Here is a 19,340-nt window from a genome sequence, read left to right on the forward strand (position 1 = left end):
CACCCGGCGGCCTGGCAGAGCCAGTTCCGCGGGTGCTCTGGACTTGCTCGCACCGGCTTCATGGCCGCGCAGTGCGGCCCGGTATGCACGCCGGGTGTGTCACGCCGCGGCCGGGACCTCGACCTGCGCGTAGGTGCGCACCAGCCGGAGCAGTTCGTCTTCCGAGTAGGGCTTGCCCAGGTAGTGGTTCACGCCCAGTTGCGCCGCGTGTTCGCGATGCTTCTCGGCAATGCGCGAGGTGATCATGATGATCGGCAGATGCGCCAGCGCCGCGTCGGCGCGGATGTTGCGCGCCAGGTCGAAGCCGTCCATGCGCGGCATCTCGATGTCCGACAGCACCACCGCCGGACGCTCGGTCTGCAGCCGCTCCAGCGCCTGCAAGCCGTCGGCGGCGAGCGACACGCGGTAGCCCTCGCGTTGCAGCATGCGCTGGGTGACCCGGCGCACGGTGATCGAGTCGTCGACCACCAGCACCAGCGGCGCTTCCTGCACCACCACCGGCGCGGCCGCTGTCTGCGCCCCGTCCGGGCCCGCGGCGGCAGCGGCGCTGCCCGCCTGCTGCATCGCCCGCGCCTGGTCGCCATGCACGGCGGCCAGCGCCACGGGGTTGTAGATGAGCGCCACGGCACCAGACGCGAGCACCGAGATGCCCGCCATGCCCGGCAGCCGCGACAGCTGCGGACCGAGGTTCTTGACCACGACTTCCTGGTTGCCCAGCACTTCGTCCACGTGCAGCGCCACGCGCTGGGCGGCGCTGCGCACCACCACGATGGCGTGCGTCTTGCTGCCCGAGGCTTCGCTGCGGGCGGACGACTGCAGTAGCGCACCGGCCCAGTAGAAGGGCACCGGCGCGCCGGCGAAGAGGTAGTGCTGGTTGGCGTAGGCCACGTCGAGCTCGGCCGCGCTCACGCGCTGCACCAGCTCGACCAAGTTGGAGGGCACGCCGATGGACGTGCCGCCTGCGCGCAGCATCACGACGTGCGTCACGGCGGTGGTCAGCGGCAGCACCAGCTTGAAGCTCGTGCCCTGCCCCGGCGTGCTGTGCGTTTCGATGCGGCCGCCCAGCGCCGCCACGTCGGCGCGCACCACGTCCATGCCGATGCCGCGGCCGGCCAGCTCCGACACCTGCTCGGCGGTGGAGAAGCCGGGCTTGAAGATCATCTCGGCCGCCGCTTCGGGCGAGAGCACTTCGCCGTCGGCCGCCAGACCCAGGGCCCGTGCACGCTGAGCGATGCGTTCCAGGTTGAGGCCGCCGCCGTCGTCGCGGAAGCTGACCGAGACGTCGTTGCCCTCCTGGTGCAACTCGATGGCGATCAGGCCGCTCGGCTCCTTGCCGGCCTGCTCGCGCGCCGCGGCGCTCTCGATGCCGTGGGCCACGCTGTTGCGCAGCAGGTGCTCGAACGACGGCGTCATGCGCTCCAGCACGCCGCGGTCCATCTCGATGGAGCCGCCGACGATGTCCAGGCGCACCTGCTTGCCGGTGTCCTTCGACGCCTGGCGCACCACGCGGTAGAGGCGGTCGGAGATGCCTTCGAACTCCACCATGCGCGTGCGCAGCAGGCCGCGCTGCAGCTCCCGCGTCTGGCGCGCCTGGGCCGACAGGTCGTCTTCCGTCGCCTGCACCGTCTTCTGCAGCGTGCGCTGCACGGTGGCCACGTCGTTGACCGACTCGGCCATCATGCGGGTGAGTTCCTGCACCCGGGTGAAGCGGTCGAACTCGAGCGGGTCGAAGCCCTGCTGCGAGTCCTTGGCCTGGGCCAGGCGCGACTGCATCTGGCTTTCGGCCTGCACCTCGATGTCGCGCAGCTGTTGACGCAGGCGGTCGAGGTTGCCGGTCAGGTCGCCGAGCGAACCGCGCAACTGGTTGAGCTCGGCCTCCAGCCGCGAGCGCGTGATGATCACCTCGCCGGCCTGGGCCACCAGGCGGTCGAGCAATTGCGTGCGGATGCGCACCGCCTGCTGCGAGGCGCTGCTGCGCAGCGGCACGAGCATCGACGGCAGCGGCACGGCGACGGTGCCGGTGCGCACGGCCGGCGCGGCGGCTGGCGGCTCGTTGGCGGCGGTGGTCTCCGGGCTCGCGACGGGCGTCGCGGTGTCGACCACCGGTGCGGCCACCGGCGCCGGCGCCACGAAGGGCTCGTCGTCCAGCGGCGCGTCGCCGCCGCCGATGCCGCGCAACCCGTCGAAGGTGGACTGGAGGGCATCGAAGCGGGCCAGCAGTGCCTCGACGGCCAGGCGGTCGGCGCCCTGGGCACCGATGGCCTCGATCTCGGACTCCATGCGGTGCGCACGCTCGCCCAGACGCATCGCGCCGGCCAGGCGGGCGCTGCCCTTGAGCGTGTGCAGCGTGCGCAGCACCGACGCCCGTGGCGCATCGCTGCCGGGCTCGGCCAGCCAGTCGCGCAGCGCGCCGCCCAGCTTGGGCATCAGTTCGGCCGCCTCTTCCTCGAAGATCGGGAACAGGTCGAGGTCGACCGAATCGGCCAGGTCGTAGGCATCGTCGGAATCGTCCAGCGACACGTCGGCGCGGGCCGCGGCAAAGCCCAGCGGCGCCGGGCCGCTGTCGAGGGCATCGGCCGGCAGCTGCGACGCGGCGACGTCGCGCAGGTCCTGCAGCGTCTCGTCCGACGGATCGCGCAGGAAGCCCGCGGCGAACTGGTGCAGCAGGTAGCGCACTTCGTCGGCCGCCGCCACCAGCACGCGCCCCTGCTCGGCCGTGCCGCGGCCTTGCCGGTGCAGGTGCTGAAGCGCGGTTTCGAACAGCCGCGCCATGCCCGACAGGCCCTGGAAGCCGACCGTGGCCGAGCTGCCCGCGAGCGAATGCGCCAGCGCAACGGTCGAGTCGCCGATGCGCAGGTGCGGCTCCATCGCCCATTCGCCAACGTCGGTGGCGAGCTGGCGCGACCATTCGTCGGCTTCGTTGAGGTAGACGTTGTAGAGCGCGATGCCGATGCGCAGCGGGCCGATCGCCTTGACGGCGTCGTCGGCGCTGGGCGCGGCGGGTTCGGGCGCGGCCTCGGGCTCCGGTTCTGGCTCTGGCTCTGGCGGCACCTCGGCCACGAGGGGCGGTGCCGTCTCGACGTCGGGGAGGTCGAACGCGTCGGCCGACGCCGCCGGCGCAGCCAGCAGGCTGGCGAGCGCATCGAGTTCTTCCTGGGCCGCGTCGGGCTCCTCCGGCGTTTCGGCCGATGCCGATGCCGATGGCGGTGTCGCGAAGGACAGGTCGGGCAGCGGCGGCAGCACGGCGGGCGCCGGCGTGGCGCGCGGCTCGACGGGAACTTCCAGCGGTGCGGACTCGCTGAGATCGAAGTCCAGCGTCATCGTCGGCACGCGGAACGGATCGAAGGATGCGTGCGCGGTCTCGAGGAAATCGATGTCCTCGCCATCGATGGGTGGCGGCAACTCGGCGGCCGGCGTCACGTCCCGCGGTGCGAAATCGAGGAAGTCGGTGGACGCGAAGTCGTCGTCCATCTCGCTGGCGCGGCGCGTGTCGGGTGCTTCAGTCTCGGGCGCTTCCACGGCAGGCAGCTCGGGAACGGCAGCTTCGAGAGCGGGCGCCTGTTCCGGCGCGGCCGCAGCTTCTTCGACCACCGGCAGCGGTGCGGGCGGCGCCTCCGCGGCGATGTGGCGCGCCGCGACGGCCAGCGCATGGGGCGCGATGGCTGCCGGTGGCGGCAGCGGGTCGCCACTGCGCAGGGCCTCGGCGACACGGCTGAAGGCCGAGGGCTCCCAGTCGTGCGGCTGGCCGGCGGCGATGGCTTCGACCCAGGCGGAGAAGTCCTTCAGCGCGCGTTCGGTGGCGCTCAGCAGTTCGGGCGTGGCCGGGCGCTGGTCGGCCAGCCAGGTGTTCAGGACCTGCTCGAAAGACCAGGCGGCGTCGCCGAAGGCCGTGAGGCCGACCATGCGCGAACTGCCCTTGAGGGTGTGGAAGGCGCGCCGCAGCACGGTGAGCTCGCCCACGTCGGTCGGGTCTTCCGCCAGCAGGGACACCGCGGCGTCGCCGTTCTCCAGCACCTCGCGCGCTTCGTCCAGGAAGATGTTCTGCAGGTCGTCTTCGTCGAGCTCGTTGACCTCGGTGTCGGGCAAGGCCGTCGGCCCGACGATCCTGGCGGTCCAGCTGTCGGCAGCGCGGCTGAATTCCTCGATCGGGGTGGCCGCCTTGCGGGTCGGTGCGGCCAGCGCCGCGAGCTTGGCGGCGATCTGCGCATCGACCTCCTCGACGCTCAGCACCGGCCCGGCGGCAGGCGTGGCGGCGGTGGCATCGGGCACGGCGGCGTCGGCCGCCGCGGCCTCCGCGCTGCGGCCCATCAGCGGCTTGAGTTCGCCCAGTTCGGCGTCGAACACGAAGAGACGCTTGGCCAGGGCGGGCTGGTAGCCCAGCATGTCGATCAGGAAGCCCAAGGCGCCCAGGTTGTTGCCGAGCGAGTCGAAGTCGCGGGCCTCGTCGGTGGGCGACGCGGTCTCCAGCAGTCGATCGACGTTCTCGCGCATGCGCTGCACGGTCTGCGCGGCCTGGTCGAGGCCGAGCACGGAGAACACGCCGCGCATCTGCAGCAGCTGGCTCGGCACGGTACGCAGCGCGCTGCGCTCGTGCGGGCGGCGGAAGAACTGGTCGAGCGACTTCTCAAGCTCGCCGAGGTGCGCGCGCAGTTCGTCGACCACGGTGCCCATGGACTGGCGGTCGCTGACGCGCCGGTACAGCTCTTCCATCCACGGCTCGAGCGGCTCGGCCTGTCCGCCGTCGCGCACGCGTTCGATGCGGCCGGCCAGTTGCACGGTGCGCGCGGTGAGCTGGCGGTCCTGCGGGTCGAGATCTTCGAAGGCCGCCTCGAGGTAGAGCACGGCCGTCGCCACTTCGAGGCCGAGTTCGGTGCTCGGCGGCACGCCGGAGCGCAGCGACGCATCGACCGCGTTGTTGAGCGCCTGCGCCATCGGCAGGCTCGGCGGATGCAGCTTCTGCAGCGATTCGCCCAGCTGCGCGAAGGTGTCGGCCACTTGGCGGGTGCGCGAGACGTCGCCGGCCGAGAGCGCCGACCACATCTCCTTGGCGGCTTCGATGCGCTTGCGCGCCTGGACCAGCACCAGCGGGTCGAAGCGGCCGAACTGCTCGACGGTGTAGTCGACCGCCGGCTCGTCGTCGGCGATGCCCCAGGCCTGGCGCACCTGGCGCAGGGTCGCCACCTCGTCGCTCGCGGCGGGCGCCGCCTGCGCGCAGAAGAACAGCAGGTCCTGCCCGAGGCGTTCGGACACGGCCGAGTCGCCCCGCGCCAGCGTGGCGTACTGCAGCAGCACGCGCGAGGACGCGCGCTTCACGTACACGTCGACCGGCAGCAGCGCGGCGCCCAGCGCCTCGAAGAAACCGGCGGCCAGCGTCCAGAAGCTGACCACGCGCGGCACCGACGAGCCCCGGGCCAGGCCCAGGCACAGCTCGTACAGGCGGCGGGCGGCGCGGTCGTCGCCGCTCTTGACGATCTTGAGCACTTCGCGGTCGAGCTTGGAGCGCACGGCCGGGTCGTAGACCAGCGCGGTCTGCGTGGGCGAAGGCTTGATCTCGGCCCAGCGCCAGGTGTGGGTCCAGAGGTCGGCCGGGTGCACGCGGTCGCTGCTGGCCATCTCCAGCACGTCGCGGTACTGCGGGAACAACCCGACCGAGGACACCTGCTTGCCGCCGAGCAGCGCATGCAGGTAGTCGGCCACGGCGAAGCCGGCGCGGTCGATCTTGAGCACCGCCGCTTCGCTGCAGCCGGCCGGTTCGTCGATGTAGCGCTGGACGGCGAACTCCATCGCGCCCACCACCAGGGCCGGCGCCTTGTGGCCGACCATCGTGAGCGCGCCCACGGTCTGGTGCAGTTGCTGGCGCGCCAGGCGCAGCGGGCCGGTGTCGGGCTCCGCGGCGCCCTCGCGCGCGAAGCGGCGCAGCGCCTTGCCGGCGCCGTCGAGCGTCTTCTGGATTTCGTCGATGACCCAGGCCAATGGCCCGAGATCCTGGCTGGCGGCCGGCGACGTGCCGGGGTTCGGGGCGTTGGCGGGCACGGGCATCGGCACGTTGGGCGCTCGGCGGGTCAGGCGATCTTGAAGCGCGCGACCGACTGGCGCAGCTCCTCGGCCATGTGCGAGAGCTCGCGCACCTGCTGGGCGGTGGTGCGCGTGCCCTCCCCGGTCTGTTCGGTCACGGCGAAGATGTGCTGGATGTTGGCGGCCACCACGTTGGCCGAATCGGCCTCGCGGGACGCCGACTGCGAAATCTGCTCGATCAGCTCGGCCAGGCGGCGCGACACGCGGTCGATCTCGGACAGCGCGGTACCCGCGTTGTCGGACAGCTTGGCCCCTTCGACCACGCCCTGCGTGGAGCGCTCCATGGCGCCCACCGCGTCCTGCGTGTCGGTCTGAATCGCCTTCACCAGTGCGGAGATCTGGCGCGTCGCGTCGGCGGACCGTTCGGCCAGCCGCTGCACTTCTTCCGCCACCACCGAGAAGCCGCGGCCGGCTTCACCGGCGGATGCGGCCTGGATGGCGGCGTTCAGCGCCAGCACGTTGGTCTGCTCGGTAATGTCCGAGATCAGCTCGGTGATTTCGCCGATCTCCTGCGACGACTCGCCCAGGCGCTTGATGCGCTTGGAGGTTTCCTGGATCTGGTCGCGGATGGCATTCATACCGCCGATGGCGTTCTGCACCGCCTGCAGGCCCGACGAGGCGGCCTTCAGCGACTGGCGCGCCACCGTGGCCGATTCCTGCGCCTGCGAGGACACGCCGTTGATGCGCTCGGCCATGGTCAGCACCGACTGGCCGGTTTCGCGAATCTCGCGCAGCTGTTCGGTCGAGGCCGCCAGCAGTTCGGTCGACGTGTTTTCCACCTGCGACGTGGTGTGTGCCACCCGGGTCGCCGTGTTCTGCACGTTGCCCACCAGCAGGCGGAGTTCTTCCACCGTGTAGTTCACCGAGTCGGCGATGGCGCCGGTGATGTCTTCGGTCACGGTCGCTTCCTGCGTCAGGTCGCCTTCGGCCACCGTCTGCAGTTCGTTCATCAGGCGAAGAATGGCGGCCTGGTTGGCGCTGTTCACGCGGCTGGCTTCTTCGCTCAGGCGCTCGGCCTCGACCCGCTCCTGCTCGGCGGCCAGGGCACGCTCGCGGCCTTCGCGCACCTGCACGAAGCCGATGCCGCCGGCCAGGGCCAGCGCGGCCAGCGACAGGATGAACAGGGTGGCGATGGTGCCCAGACCCAGGCCCGTGCGCTCGGACAGCTTGACCTGCAGCTCGCCCAGCGCCAGGCGCAGCGGTTCGCTGTCGGCCAGGATGGTGGACTGGCCTTCGCGGGCGGTCACCAGGCCCTGCAGGTTGCCCAGAATGGCGCCGGCCTGCGTGCGGGTCTGTTCGTAGGTCTTGAGGATGGCCTCGAGCTGCTGGCGGGCCTGCGCGTCGCGCGTGCCCGGCAGGCGTTGCTGGGCGTTGCCGTCGAGCAGGCCACGCGAGACCTCCTGGAAGGTGTTCAGGTCCTTGCCGAGCAGGAACACGGCGTCGGGGCTCACGCCTTCGACCGTCAGGAATTCGTTGGCCGACTTGCCGATGCGCTGCGTCAGCATCACGAGCTGGCCGGCGGCGGCGATCTCGGGGATGGTGGCGTTCTGCTGCATCTTGATCGAGGCCACCGTCTCGGCCATCTCGAGCAGGTCGGAGGACTGGCGGTTGATGTCGCGCAGCGCGGCGCCCACCTGCGTGAGGATCTGCTGCTGCGCGAGCACCGCCTTGGCGCTCTTGTCGGCGCGCTCGACCAGCGGCGTGATCTTGGCGAGGTCGGCGTCGTACTGGCCGCCCACGCGCTCCAGGTTGAGCGCGTCGTCGCCGTTGGCCAGGCCCTGCACCCGGCGGGCCAGGTCGTCCGAGCTGTCGCGCACTTCGGCGAAGGCGGCCGCGTTGCCCACCAGGGCCTGCGACACCGACTTGGCCAGACGCTGCGACTGCATCAGCGACTGGCCGGTCGATGCCACCTGTTGCGCCAAGCGGTCGGCACGCAGGATGGCGGAGCCCGCCACCAGCAGCAGCAGCAGCACGACCACGGCCAGGGCGATGGCGAAGATGCGCTGCTGCCTGGCGGGGCTGACCTTCGAGGGCGCAGCGGCTGCACCGGCATCACCACCGCCGCTCGCGACGGGCGCCTCGACGGCAAGAGGCGGCATCGGCTCGTTCATGGCCGGCGCGTCCAGGACGGAACCGGTCGGGAAGGCATCGTTCTCCGTTCGCGGGAAATGCACCGTTCGCTCCTCGGGGGGTTGCATGGTTTCCACATTGTCCAGCGACAACGTCGAATCGCCGTGCACGCGGACGCTGGCGTGGTCGTCGTTGGCGGGAAGGTACTTCTTTAACTTGTCGGCGATCGAACTCACGGTCGGTCCTTCACGTTGATGGCAACGCCCGGCAAGCCCTCAGGCGCCGATGCTCAGAAAACGGGATTGCTGCGAGAGGAATTGCAGGTTGATTTCCTGCCATTGCTCCCCCGCCGCGTCGATGTAGGCATGCCCGAGCCAGGCCGGCGCGTCGGCGGCCGGGGCGCGGGAATCGGTGAAGGCTTCCACGCCGCGCAGTCCGACCAGGCGATCGATCAGCAGGGCACAATTGACTTCGAGCAACTCGTTGAGGGCCACCAGCCGCGACTGGGCGCGAACGCCTTCGACGGTCGGCGCCGCCGCGGCTGGCGCCCGCCCGGTGGCGAAGGTCGACAGCTGCACCACACCGTACAGCCCGCCGCGCAGGTTGGCGACGCCCAGGAACCAGGGCTCGGTGTAGGGCACAGGCTGCGGCGGCGTCCAGGGAAAGATCTCCCCGGCGTGGCCCAGCGGAAACAGGTACTTGCCGTCGCCGGCCTCCACGGCCAGCCACGAGGCGGACACGTCCGAGGTGCGCGCCGCTTGCAGACGGGAAGCGAGCCGGGACTGGAAAGCGCGGAGAGCGTCGCGGTTGGCCATGGGCGGCGGATGTCGCTCAGGCGAGCGCGTTGATCTTGGCCATCAGCTCGGCCGCGTTCACCGGCTTGACGATGTAGTCGCGCGCGCCCTGGCGCATGCCCCAGACGCGGTCGGTCTCCTGGTTCTTGCTGGTGCACAGGATGATCGGCACGCTTGCGTACTGCGGGTTGCGGGCGATGGCGCGCGTCAGCTGAAAGCCGTTCTGGCCGGGCATCACCACGTCCATCAGGATCAGGTCGGGCTGCTCTTCCTCCAGGCGGCGCATCGCGTCGTCGGCGTTCTCCGCCGTCTTGACCGAGAAGCCGTTCTTCTGGAGCAGGTCGGTCAGGAACACCAGTTCGGTTTTCGAGTCGTCGACCACGAGGACTTTGTGGATGGGCATTTACTGCACTTCTTTCTGCTGGACGATGCCGAACTGCTGCACGGCCTGCAGCAGCTGGTCTTTGGTGAAAGGCTTGGTGAGGTAATCCTGGGAGCCGACCATGCGACCGCGCGCCTTGTCGAACACGCCGTCCTTGGAAGACAGCATGACGACCGGCACGTTGGAGAAGTCGACGTTGCGCTTGATGATGGCGCAGGTCTGGTAACCGTCCAGGCGCGGCATCAGGATGTCGCAGAAGATCAGGTGCGGACGATGGTCGTTGACCTTGGACAGGGCGTCGAAGCCGTCCTCCGCCAACAGCACTTCGTGGCCGCCTTGCTTGAGGAAGATTTCGGCGCTGCGCCGAATGGTGTTGCTGTCGTCGATGACCAGCACCTTGTACCCGGACCCATTCGTGCTCATTGCCACACGCTCCTCGTTAGAGACTTCCGTCGACCGCCGCACATCGCCCCGTGCGGCGGGTGTCACCCTATGCCATGCTTCAGATCTCGACCATTTCGAAGTCTTCCTTGCGCGCTCCGCATTCCGGACAAGTCCAGTTCATCGGAACGTCGGCCCAGGCCGTATTGGGCGCAATACCATCTTCAGGTACCCCAACCGCTTCGTCGTAGATCCACCCGCAGATCAGGCACATCCAGGTTTTCGTATTCATCGCAGCTTAAAGTCCCTGTTCATAGAATGCAACGATTGTATCTAGACGTATCACTTAATTGTGTGGCGACCGTCTCACATCTGCCACCATGGCCCCGGCTTGAAATGGCGTTTGACAACTTACCTATTACCCGCGGAAGGCGCCTGCAGCATGGGTGATCTTAACGACCCGAATCCCGACGACATCGCCGCCGCAGAGGCCGAGCTGAATCCGCCCTGCGTGCTGGTGTTCAACGCCAGCGACCCGAGCGGTGCCGGCGGCCTGGCCGGCGATACGCTGGCCATGGCGTCAGTCGGCGCTCACATGTTGCCGGTCGTGACCGGCGCGTATGCACGCGACACCGCCGAGATCTTCGACCACTTTGCCTTCGACGAAGAGGCTGTCGCCGAGCAGACCCGCGCGATCCTCGAGGACGTCGAGGTGCAGTTGATCAAGGTCGGCTTCGCCGGCTCGCCGGAAAACCTCAGCACCATCGCCGAAACCGCCACCGACTACCCCGACGTGCCGGTCGTGGCGTACATGCCCAACCTGTCGTGGTGGGACGAGAACCAGATCGAGGCCTACCTCGATGCATTCCGCGAACTGGTGCTGCCGCAGACCACGGTGCTGGTGGGCAACCACAGCACGCTGTGGCGCTGGCTGCTGCCCGACTGGGCCGGCGACAAGCCACCGACGGCGCGCGACATCGCCCGCGCCGCCGGCGAGCAGGGCACGCCTTACACCCTGGTCACCGGCATCGTGCTGCCCGACCAGTTCATCGACAACGTGCTGGCGTCGCCGCAGGCGGTGCTGGCCAGCGAGAAGTACGAGCGCCTCGAAGCCGTCTTCGCCGGCGCGGGCGACACGCTGTCGGCCGCGCTGGCCGCGCTGCTGGCCAGCGGCACCGACCTGGTCGCGGCCACCTCCGAAGCGCTGAGCTACATGGACCGCTGCCTCGACGCGGGCTTCCGCCCCGGCATGGGCCATGTGCTGCCCGACCGCCTGTTCTGGGCCCAGCCCGAGGACGACGACGAAGACGATGGCACCGACGTCCCCCCCGACTTCGCCCTGCCACCCCACGACACCCGCCACTGATTTCATGACCATCGACATCGACAACAACCAACGCCTCTTCGAACGCGCGCGCGCCGTCATCCCCGGCGGCGTCAACTCGCCCGTGCGCGCCTTCAAGGCCGTGGGCGGCACGCCGCGCTTCATCACCCGCGCGCAGGGCGCCTACTTCTGGGACGCCGACGACAAGCGCTACATCGACTACATCGGCTCCTGGGGGCCGATGATCCTGGGCCACGGCCACCCGGCGGTGGTGGAGGCGGTGCAGAAGGCCGTGACCGAAGGCTTCTCGTACGGCGCGCCGACCGAGCGCGAGATCGAACTGGCCGAGGCCATCCTCGCGCTGGTGCCATCGATGGAAATGGTGCGCCTGGTGAGCTCGGGCACCGAGGCCGCGATGAGCGCGCTGCGCCTGGCGCGTGGCGCCACGGGCCGCAAGTACATCATCAAGTTCGAAGGCTGCTACCACGGCCACGCCGACGCGCTGCTGGTCAAGGCGGGCTCGGGCCTGGCGACCTTCGGCCATCCGACCTCGGCCGGCGTGCCGCCCGAAGCGGTGCAGCACACGCTGGTGCTCGAGTACAACAACATCGCCCAGCTGGAAGAGGCCTTCGCGCTGCACGGCCACGAGATGGCCTGCCTGATGATCGAGGCGATTGCCGGCAACATGAATTTCGTGCGCGCCACGCCCGAATTCGCCCGGCGCTGCCGCGAGCTGTGCACGCAGCACGGCGCGCTGCTGGTGTTCGACGAGGTGATGACGGGCTTTCGCGTCGGCCTGCACGGCGCGCAGGGCGTGCTGGGCATCGCGCCCGACCTCACGGTGCTCGGCAAGGTCATCGGCGGCGGCATGCCGCTGGCGGCCTTCGGCGGGCCGCGCGCCATCATGGAACAGCTCGCCCCCCTCGGCGCGGTCTACCAGGCCGGCACGCTGTCGGGCAACCCGGTGGCCACGGCCTGCGGGCTGGCCACGCTCCAGGAGATCGCCAAGCCCGGCTTCTACGAAGCGCTGTCGGCCAAGACGCGCAGGCTGGTCGAAGGACTGAAGGCCGCAGCCGCCGCGGAAGGCGTGCCCTTCAGCGTCGACAGCGAAGGCGGCATGTTCGGCTTCTTCCTGTTCAACGAACTGCCACAGAACTACGCCACAGTCATGACCACGGACAACGCCACGTTCAACACGTTGTTCCATGGCCTGCTGGACCGCGGCGTCTACATCGCGCCGGCGCTGTACGAAGCGGGCTTCGTGAGCGCGGCGCACAGCGACGACGACATCGCCGCGACGATCGATGCGGCTCGGCAGATCTTCAAGACCCTCTGACGCCCTGCCACCATGCGACTGCGCTCCCTGCTGCCGACCACCCTCCTGGCCCTGAGCCCGCTGCTGCCGGGCGTGGCGGCAGCCCAGTCCGAACCCAGCCGGCTCTGGCTGAACCCGGGCTTCTATTCGTACCACTTCGATCGCCACAAGGGCCTGGAAGACGTGAACCCCGGGCTCGGCGTCGAATGGACGCTGGATGCCACCTATTCGCTCACGGCCGGCATCTTCCACAACAGCGACCGCGAGACCTCGCGCTACCTCGGCGTGTACGTGATGCCCTTCGAGCTCTACGGCGTGAAGCTCGGCGCGGTGGTCGGCGCCTTCGACGGCTACCCCAACTTCCGCCATGGCGGCTGGTTCCCGGCCCTCATCCCCACCGCGGCCATCGAAGGGCGCAACTGGGGCCTGAACATTGCGTTCATCCCCAGCTACAAGGACCGCCTCTACGGCGCCTTGAGCTTCCAGCTCAAGTACCGCTTTGGCGGCTGAACCGGTCGGCGAAACAATGCCAGCTCAGAACGTGTGAAGGAACCGTCGCGAGCGCCCCGAGCTTGCGTCGAGGACCGGAGCCGCACTCGCGTGCGGTGAGGACCGCAGATGCGAGATCGGGGGGCGCAGTAGGTTCATTCACGCGTTCTCAGTGGCGGAAGTGGCGAACGCCTGAGAGCACCATCACCACGCCGCGCTCGTCCGCCGCGTCGATGACCTCCTGGTCGCGCATCGAGCCGCCCGGCTGGATCACGCAGCTCGCACCCGCATCCACCACCACGTCGAGGCCGTCGCGGAACGGGAAGAACGCATCGCTCGCGACCGCCGTGCCCTGGAGGGACAGCCCGGCGTGCTCGGCCTTGATGCTGGCGATGCGCGCGGAGTCGAGGCGGCTCATCTGCCCCGCGCCCACACCCATCGTCATGCCGTTCGCGCAGAACACGATCGCGTTGCTCTTCACGTACTTCGCGACCTTCCAGGCGAACAGCAGGTCCTCGAGCTGCTGTGGCGTCGGCTGCTTCTTGCTGACCACCTTGAGGTCGCTGGCGGCGAGCTCATGGTTGTCGGCGGTCTGGATCAGCAGGCCGGAACCGACACGCTTGACGTCCATCATGTTGCGGCCGTTGTCCCAGTCGGTGGCGCCGCCCTTGGGCAGCGCGATTTCCAGCACCCGCACGTTGAGCTTGGCCTTGGTGGCCTGGAAGACCTCGAGCGCCTCGGGCGTGTAGCCCGGCGCCATCAGCACCTCGACGAACTGCTTGGCGATGGCCTGCGCGGTGTCGGCATCGACCGGGCGGTTGAAGGCGATGATGCCGCCGAAGGCCGAGGTCGGATCGGTCTTGAAGGCCTTCGCATAGGCCTCGGCCGCATCCTTGCCGATGGCCACGCCGCAGGGGTTGGCGTGCTTCACGATCACGCACGCAGGCACGTCGAAGCTCTTCACGCATTCCCAGGCGGCGTCGGCGTCGGCGATGTTGTTGTAGCTGAGCTCCTTGCCCTGCAGCTGCTTGGCCGACACCAGCGAGCCAGGCGCCGGGTACAGGTCGCGGTAGAAGGCGGCCTGTTGGTGCGGGTTCTCGCCGTACCGCAGGTCCTGAATCTTCACGAAGCGGCCGTTGCTCTGCGCCGGGAACAGCGCGCGCTTGGGTGCGGGCTGGCCGATGCTGGCGTCGAAGTCGATGGCCGAGAGGTAGTCGCTGATCGCGCCGTCGTAGTCGGCGATGCGGTTGAACGCGGCCACGGAGAACGCGAACTTGGTCTTGTCGCTCAGCTTGCCGTCGGCCTTCAGCTCGGCGAGCGCGACGGCATATTGCGAGGCGTCGGTCAGCACGCCGACGTCCTTCCAGTTCTTGGCGGCGCTGCGCACCATGGCCGGGCCGCCGATGTCGATGTTCTCGATCGCGTCCTCGAGCGTGCAGCCGGGCTTGGCCACGGTGGCTTCGAAGGGGTAGAGGTTGACCACCAGCAGATCGATGGTGTCGATGCCGTGCTCCTGGATCGCCGCCACGTGCGCCGGCAGGTCGCGGCGCGCGAGCAGGCCGCCGTGGATCTTCGGGTGCAGCGTTTTCACGCGGCCGTCGAGCATCTCGGGGAAGCCCGTGTGATCGGCCACCTCGGTGACGGGCAGGCCGGCATCGGCCAGCAGCTTGGCGGTGCCGCCGGTGGACAGCAGCTTGATGCCCAGCGCGTTCAGCGCCTGCGCGAATTCGAGGATGCCGGTCTTGTCGGAAACGGAAAGGAGTGCGGTCAGGGCCATGGGGTTCTTCGTCATTTCAAAAGTTTGTGTTCGACCAGCTTCTTGCGCAGGGTGTTGCGGTTCAGGCCGAGCCACTGGGCCGCCTTCGACTGGTTGCCTTCGGCGCGCGCCATGACCACGTCGAGCAGCGGTTTTTCGACGACGCGCACCAGCATCTCGTACATGCCGTCCGGCTCGGTGCCGTGCAGGTCGCGGAAATAGCTCTCCAGACTGTTGCGAACACAGTCCTCGATGTTCTTCTTGCTCATGGCGCTCTCTTGTTGTCAGTGCGCGGCGGTGGCCGCTTTCTCGTCCTCGCCGCCGTTCCACCCGTCCTGCACGTCGGCAGGTTCGCGGTGCGCAGGGATGCGGTCCATCCCCTCGGCCAGCCCCTCGAAATAGTCGGACACCGCGCGCAGTTGCTGCGCACAGTCCTCGATCGCGTTCATGCGGCCGCGGAAGTCTTCGCCCCCCGGCAGTGCACGCACGTACCAGCCGATGTGCTTGCGTGCGGTGCGCACGCCGCTGTAGTCGCCATAGAGCCCGTAATGCTCCTGCAGATGGTCGAGCAGCAGAAGCCGCACTTCCGCCACCAACGGCGGTGCAAGGTGCGTGCCCGTCGCCAGGAAATGCGCGATCTCGCGGAAGATCCACGGCCGGCCCTGTGCCGCGCGGCCGACCATCACCGCATCGGCCCCGGTGGCGGCGAGCACATCGCGCGCCCTCTCGGGGCTGGTGATGTCGCCGTTGGCCACCACCGGCACGCGCACCGCGGCTTTCACGGCGGCGATGGTGTCGTACTCCGCGGCGCCCTTGTAGCCCTGCTCGCGCGTGCGGCCGTGCACGGTGAGCATCTGCACACCGGCCGCTTCGAAATCGCGCGCCAGCTTCACGGCGTTGCGGTGGTCGGCGCTCCAGCCGGTGCGCATCTTGAGCGTCACCGGCACGCCATGCGGCGCTGCCGCATCGACCACGGCCTGCACGATCTCCAGCGCCAGCGGCTCGTCGCGCATCAGCGCCGAGCCCGCCCACTTGTTGCAGACCTTCTTGGCCGGGCAACCCATGTTGATGTCGATGATCTGCGCGCCGCGGTCGATGTTGTAGTGCGTGGCCTCGGCCATCATGGCCGCATCGGTGCCGGCGATCTGCACCGCGATGGGGCCGGGCTCACCGGCGTGGTCCGCCCGGCGCGAGGTCTTGAGCGTGTTCCACAGCTCCTTGCGCGAGGTCACCATCTCGCTGACCGCGTAGCCCGCGCCGAGCGATCGGCACAGCATGCGGAACGGCCGGTCGGTCACGCCGGCCATGGGCGCGACGAACAGCCGGTTTTCCAGCGCGATGGGGCCGATCTGCATGGTGAGGAAAGAGGAGGAGCGAGCGCGCGGCTGCTGAAAAATGAGGCACGATTGTAGCCAACCCGCATTTCAGGCGCTGAAACGAATGGCCTAGGGGCATTGCCTCTTGCGCGATGCGTGGCGGCGTCCTATCCGACGAGAGGGAACGGCGCGCCTTCCTATACTCCGGCCCACATGCAAGCCTGGCTCGACTCCCTTCTGGCGCTTCTCGCCCTGCCCCAATACGGGCTGTCGACCGTCTTCATCGCCGCGTTCGTCTCCGCGACGCTCCTGCCCGTCGGCTCCGAACCAGTGCTGTTCGGCTTCCTCAAGCTCAGCCCCGACATGTTCTGGCCGGCCGTCGGTGTGGCCACGCTGGGGAACACGCTGGGGGGCGCCCTGGACTGGTGGCTGGGCTACGGCGCCCACAAGGTGGCCGACAAGTACGCGCATTCGAAGCACCACGTGCGGGTGCTGGCCTGGCTCGAACGGCTCGGCCCCAAGGCCTGCCTGCTGAGCTGGCTGCCGGTGGTGGGCGACCCGCTGTGCGCCGTCGCCGGCTGGCTCAAGCTGCCCTTCTGGCCCTGCCTGGTCTACATGGCGATCGGGAAGTTCGCACGCTACGTCACGATGACGGTCGCGCTGCTCTACATCTGGCCGTCTTGATAGACGATCGCGTCAGCTGAGCAATCCGTACGGGCCGCCGCGCGACAGCGCCTGTTGGTAGGCCGGTCGCGCATGGATGCGCGCGAGCCACGCCATCAGCCGCGGGCGGCTGTCATCCAGCCCGCCGCGTGCGCGCGCCGCCTCCACCGGGAAGCTCATCTGGATGTCCGCGCCGGTGAACTCGGCCCCCGCGAACCACTCGCTCTTGGCCAGTTCGCCCTCCATGAAGTCGAGGTGCGCGCGGAGGTTCGGCGTCACGAAGCCGGCCTTGGCCTTGCCGGCGATGCCCTTGGCGATCGGCCGGATGAAGAAGGGCATCTTCGCGCTCTCGATCTTGTCGAAGATCAGCTTGAGCAGCAGCGGCGGCATGGCCGAGCCTTCGGCGTAATGCAGCCAGTAGCGGTAGCGCAGGGCATCCGCGCTGCCGGCCGGCGGTGCGAAGCGGCCCTGGCTGTGGCGCTCGATCAGCGTCTCGACGATGGCGCCCGACTCTGCCAGCACCAGGCCGTCGTCCGTCGTCACCACCGGCGACTTGCCCAGCGGATGCACCCGGCGCAACTCGGGCGGCGCCAGCATCGTCTTCGGATCGCGCTGGTAGTGCACGATCTCGTAGGGCAGCCCGAGTTCTTCGAGCAGCCAGAGGACGCGTTGCGAGCGCGAGTTGTTGAGGTGGTGGACGGTGAGCATCGGCGATCGGCCGGTCAGGAGCTGAACAGGAAGTTCATCACGTCGCCATCCTTGACGACGTACTCCTTGCCTTCGGCGCGCATCTTGCCCGCGTCCTTGGCGCCCTGCTCGCCCTTGAAGGCGATGAAATCGTCGAAGGCGATCGTCTGGGCGCGGATGTAGCCCTTCTCGAAGTCACCGTGGATCACGCCGGCGGCCTGGGGGCCGGTGTCGCCGATGTGGATGGTCCAGGCGCGCACTTCCTTCACGCCCGCGGTGAAGTAGGTCTGCAGGCCCAGCAGCTTGTAGGCGGCGCGGATCAGGCGGTTCAGGCCCGGCTCGTCCTGGCCGATCTCGGCGAGGAACATCTTCTTGTCCTCATCGTCCATCTCGGCGAGCTCGGCTTCGATCTTGGCGCAGATGGCCACCACGGGTGCGTTCTGCTTGGCGGCGTATTCGCGCAGGCGATCGAGGTACGGGTTGTTCTCGAAGCCGTCCTCCGACACGTTGCCGACGAACATCGCCGGCTTGGCGGTGATGAGCGTGAACGACTTGACCAGCGGCTGCTCTTCCTTCGTGAACTCCAGCGCGCGCACCGGGATGTTCTCGTTGAGCGCCTTCTGGCAGCGCTCGAGCAGGCCGACCAGCTTCTGCGCGTCCTTGTCGCCCGAACGCGCGACCTTGGTGTGGCGGTGCAGCGCCTTCTCGACCGTGGCCAGATCGGCCAGGCAGAGTTCGGTCTGGATCACCTCGATGTCGGAAATCGGGTCGACCTTGCCGGCGACGTGGATCACGTTGTCGTCGTCGAAGCAGCGCACCACGTTCACGGTGGCGTCGGTCTCGCGGATGTGCGCCAGGAACTTGTTGCCCAGGCCTTCGCCGGTGCTGGCGCCGGCCACCAGGCCCGCGATGTCGACGAACTCGACGATGGCGGGCACGATGCGCTCGGGCTTGACGATCTCGCTGAGCTGGGCGAGCCGCGGGTCGGGCACCTCGACCACGCCGGTGTTCGGCTCGATCGTGCAGAACGGATAGTTTTCCGCCGCGATGCCGGCCTTGGTCAACGCATTGAAAAGGGTGGATTTACCGACGTTGGGCAGGCCGACGATGCCGCATTGCAAACTCATGGAGGTCCTCTGGAATCAACCGGCGATTTTAGGGCCGGGGGTGTTGGTCGCTTATTCGAAGCGGTAGTTGGCGCCGACCGGCTGGCCGACCTTGAGCAGGTGGTCGATGCCGTCGACCACGATGCAGTTCATGCCGAAGGTGATGGCGCCGTCGACGCGTGCGTTGGCGCGGTAGCTGCGCAGCGCGTCGCCGACCTCGGGCGTCGAGATCGCCGTCGCCGGGTCGATGTCGGGGATCGGGCAGCGCGGGCAGGGCTTGGCTGGTTCGACGTGCGCCCCGCCCTCGGCCGTGGCGATGTGCATCGTCTCCACGCGGTCCTCGTCCTGCGCCTCGATGCCCGCGAGCACGATGTTCGGGCGGAAGCGCTCGATGCCCACCGCCGCGTGGCCGGCCGCGACCAGCTTCTCGTTGAGCTCGTCGAGCGACTTCTCGCTGGTCACCAGCAGCGGGAAGCCGTCGGAGAACTGGTTGGGCGCCTCGACGCCCTTCGTCCAGGTCATGTTCGACAGCCGCTTGTGCTCGGGGTCGAAGCGCACCAGGCGCAGGGTCTGCGGCTTGCCCGGCTCCGACAGGAAGTCGCTGAACCATTGCGCCGCGATGTCGCCCATGTCGTAGGCGGCGACCTCGTCGCGCCAGACCTTCACGCGCACCGGCTTTTCGACGCGGTCGAAGGCGATGTGCAGCGCCAGCATGCCGGGCGCGCGCAGCACCATCTCCATCTGCTTCATCTGCGGCCGGATGAGCGCCATGCGCGGCAGCTCGCGCTGGCTCACGAACACGCCGTCGGCACCGACCACCATCCAGGCACGGTCGAATTCGAGGCCGGTCTCGGTGAGCAGCACCTCGGGCAGCTCGACCCCGGCGCAGGACTTGATGGGGTAGACGAACAGGCGGGCGATGGTGGCGTTGAGATCAAAAACGGAATCGGTCACGGTCGGGTCCTCGGCGGCGAAGCCGCGA

The 19,340-nt window shown here is 68.8% G+C and carries 16 protein-coding genes; 4 read left to right on the forward strand and 12 right to left on the reverse strand.

The features are described from left to right. Positions 1–99 precede the first annotated feature (99 nt). From QTH86_RS13580 to QTH86_RS13605, 6 genes are all read right to left on the reverse strand, one after another. The gene (locus QTH86_RS13580) at positions 100–6,039 is read right to left on the reverse strand and encodes a hybrid sensor histidine kinase/response regulator (RefSeq protein WP_286649245.1); all 5,940 of its coding nucleotides are present in this window, start codon (positions 6,037–6,039) and stop codon (positions 100–102) included. Between the two features lie 23 nt (positions 6,040–6,062). Then, positions 6,063–8,186, reverse strand: coding sequence for a methyl-accepting chemotaxis protein (locus QTH86_RS13585; protein WP_444813810.1), 2,124 nt, complete (start codon positions 8,184–8,186; stop codon positions 6,063–6,065). Between the two features lie 234 nt (positions 8,187–8,420). Continuing rightward, positions 8,421–8,960, reverse strand: a complete 540-nt coding sequence (locus tag QTH86_RS13590) for a chemotaxis protein CheW (RefSeq protein WP_286649247.1) — start codon at positions 8,958–8,960, stop codon at positions 8,421–8,423. Positions 8,961–8,976: 16 nt separating this feature from the next. After that, positions 8,977–9,342: a response regulator transcription factor gene (locus QTH86_RS13595; protein WP_262073552.1), complete on the reverse strand. Its 366-nt coding sequence runs from the start codon at positions 9,340–9,342 to the stop codon at positions 8,977–8,979. Next, a complete protein-coding gene (locus QTH86_RS13600; RefSeq protein ID WP_262073551.1) occupies positions 9,343–9,744 on the reverse strand; it encodes a response regulator in 402 nt (133 codons plus the stop codon). It abuts the gene before it with no gap. Between the two features lie 79 nt (positions 9,745–9,823). Continuing rightward, positions 9,824–9,994 (reverse strand): rubredoxin, encoded by a 171-nt coding sequence (locus QTH86_RS13605; RefSeq protein WP_262073550.1) that lies wholly within the window; start codon positions 9,992–9,994, stop codon positions 9,824–9,826. Between the two features lie 111 nt (positions 9,995–10,105). On the opposite strand from QTH86_RS13605, the gene thiD reads away from it, so the two are divergent. Genes thiD through QTH86_RS13620 form a run of 3 tightly spaced genes read left to right on the forward strand, consistent with a single transcriptional unit; the run spans position 10,106 to position 12,851 of the window. Continuing rightward, positions 10,106–11,068: a bifunctional hydroxymethylpyrimidine kinase/phosphomethylpyrimidine kinase gene (gene thiD / locus QTH86_RS13610; RefSeq protein WP_286649248.1), complete on the forward strand. Its 963-nt coding sequence runs from the start codon at positions 10,106–10,108 to the stop codon at positions 11,066–11,068. Positions 11,069–11,072: 4 nt separating this feature from the next. Further along, a complete protein-coding gene (gene hemL, locus QTH86_RS13615) occupies positions 11,073–12,362 on the forward strand; it encodes a glutamate-1-semialdehyde 2,1-aminomutase (protein WP_286649249.1) in 1,290 nt (429 codons plus the stop codon). A gap of 12 nt (positions 12,363–12,374) precedes the next feature. Continuing rightward, positions 12,375–12,851 (forward strand): hypothetical protein, encoded by a 477-nt coding sequence (locus QTH86_RS13620; protein ID WP_286649250.1) that lies wholly within the window; start codon positions 12,375–12,377, stop codon positions 12,849–12,851. A 148-nt stretch (positions 12,852–12,999) separates the two neighbouring features. On the opposite strand, the gene purH is transcribed toward QTH86_RS13620, so the two are convergent. Genes purH through dusB form a run of 3 tightly spaced genes read right to left on the reverse strand, consistent with a single transcriptional unit; the run spans position 13,000 to position 15,941 of the window. Next, positions 13,000–14,607 (reverse strand): bifunctional phosphoribosylaminoimidazolecarboxamide formyltransferase/IMP cyclohydrolase, encoded by a 1,608-nt coding sequence (gene purH / locus QTH86_RS13625; protein ID WP_286649282.1) that lies wholly within the window; start codon positions 14,605–14,607, stop codon positions 13,000–13,002. A gap of 11 nt (positions 14,608–14,618) precedes the next feature. Beyond that, a complete protein-coding gene (locus tag QTH86_RS13630; protein WP_286649251.1) occupies positions 14,619–14,855 on the reverse strand; it encodes a Fis family transcriptional regulator in 237 nt (78 codons plus the stop codon). A 15-nt stretch (positions 14,856–14,870) separates the two neighbouring features. Beyond that, complete coding sequence (dusB, locus tag QTH86_RS13635) at positions 14,871–15,941, reverse strand: tRNA dihydrouridine synthase DusB (protein WP_286649252.1); 1,071 nt, start codon at positions 15,939–15,941, stop codon at positions 14,871–14,873. A 174-nt stretch (positions 15,942–16,115) separates the two neighbouring features. Here dusB and QTH86_RS13640 point away from each other — a divergent pair, with 174 nt between their 5' ends. Next, positions 16,116–16,586, forward strand: a complete 471-nt coding sequence (locus tag QTH86_RS13640) for a YqaA family protein (protein WP_286649253.1) — start codon at positions 16,116–16,118, stop codon at positions 16,584–16,586. A gap of 12 nt (positions 16,587–16,598) precedes the next feature. Here QTH86_RS13640 and QTH86_RS13645 read toward each other — a convergent pair whose 3' ends face one another. The 3 genes from QTH86_RS13645 to QTH86_RS13655 are packed head-to-tail and all read right to left on the reverse strand — an operon-like array spanning position 16,599 to position 19,312. After that, positions 16,599–17,273 (reverse strand): glutathione S-transferase, encoded by a 675-nt coding sequence (locus QTH86_RS13645; RefSeq protein ID WP_286649254.1) that lies wholly within the window; start codon positions 17,271–17,273, stop codon positions 16,599–16,601. A gap of 14 nt (positions 17,274–17,287) precedes the next feature. Continuing rightward, positions 17,288–18,379: a redox-regulated ATPase YchF gene (gene ychF, locus QTH86_RS13650; protein WP_286649255.1), complete on the reverse strand. Its 1,092-nt coding sequence runs from the start codon at positions 18,377–18,379 to the stop codon at positions 17,288–17,290. Positions 18,380–18,430: 51 nt separating this feature from the next. After that, complete coding sequence (locus tag QTH86_RS13655) at positions 18,431–19,312, reverse strand: MOSC domain-containing protein (protein WP_286649256.1); 882 nt, start codon at positions 19,310–19,312, stop codon at positions 18,431–18,433. Between the last annotated feature and the right edge of the window lie 28 nt (positions 19,313–19,340).

Origin of the sequence: Variovorax sp. J2L1-78, from assembly GCF_030317205.1 — a bacterium.
Taxonomy (GTDB): Bacteria; Pseudomonadota; Gammaproteobacteria; order Burkholderiales; family Burkholderiaceae_C; genus Variovorax; species Variovorax arabinosiphilus.

Excerpts from the sequence above, each read along its gene's own strand:
- QTH86_RS13580 (WP_286649245.1), bottom strand. The coding sequence starts at position 6,039 with ATGCCCGTGCCCGCCAACGCCCCGAACCCCGGCACGTCGCCGGCCGCC.
- QTH86_RS13605 (WP_262073550.1), bottom strand. The coding sequence starts at position 9,994 with ATGAATACGAAAACCTGGATGTGCCTGATCTGCGGGTGGATCTACGAC.
- QTH86_RS13640 (WP_286649253.1), top strand. The coding sequence starts at position 16,116 with ATGCAAGCCTGGCTCGACTCCCTTCTGGCGCTTCTCGCCCTGCCCCAA.
- QTH86_RS13595 (WP_262073552.1), bottom strand. The coding sequence starts at position 9,342 with ATGCCCATCCACAAAGTCCTCGTGGTCGACGACTCGAAAACCGAACTG.
- dusB (WP_286649252.1), bottom strand. The coding sequence starts at position 15,941 with ATGCAGATCGGCCCCATCGCGCTGGAAAACCGGCTGTTCGTCGCGCCC.
- QTH86_RS13590 (WP_286649247.1), bottom strand. The coding sequence starts at position 8,960 with ATGGCCAACCGCGACGCTCTCCGCGCTTTCCAGTCCCGGCTCGCTTCC.
- QTH86_RS13620 (WP_286649250.1), top strand. The coding sequence starts at position 12,375 with ATGCGACTGCGCTCCCTGCTGCCGACCACCCTCCTGGCCCTGAGCCCG.
- QTH86_RS13630 (WP_286649251.1), bottom strand. The coding sequence starts at position 14,855 with ATGAGCAAGAAGAACATCGAGGACTGTGTTCGCAACAGTCTGGAGAGC.
- ychF (WP_286649255.1), bottom strand. The coding sequence starts at position 18,379 with ATGAGTTTGCAATGCGGCATCGTCGGCCTGCCCAACGTCGGTAAATCC.
- purH (WP_286649282.1), bottom strand. The coding sequence starts at position 14,607 with ATGGCCCTGACCGCACTCCTTTCCGTTTCCGACAAGACCGGCATCCTC.
- QTH86_RS13645 (WP_286649254.1), bottom strand. The coding sequence starts at position 17,273 with ATGCTCACCGTCCACCACCTCAACAACTCGCGCTCGCAACGCGTCCTC.
- QTH86_RS13600 (WP_262073551.1), bottom strand. The coding sequence starts at position 9,744 with ATGAGCACGAATGGGTCCGGGTACAAGGTGCTGGTCATCGACGACAGC.
- hemL (WP_286649249.1), top strand. The coding sequence starts at position 11,073 with ATGACCATCGACATCGACAACAACCAACGCCTCTTCGAACGCGCGCGC.
- QTH86_RS13585 (WP_444813810.1), bottom strand. The coding sequence starts at position 8,186 with ATGAACGAGCCGATGCCGCCTCTTGCCGTCGAGGCGCCCGTCGCGAGC.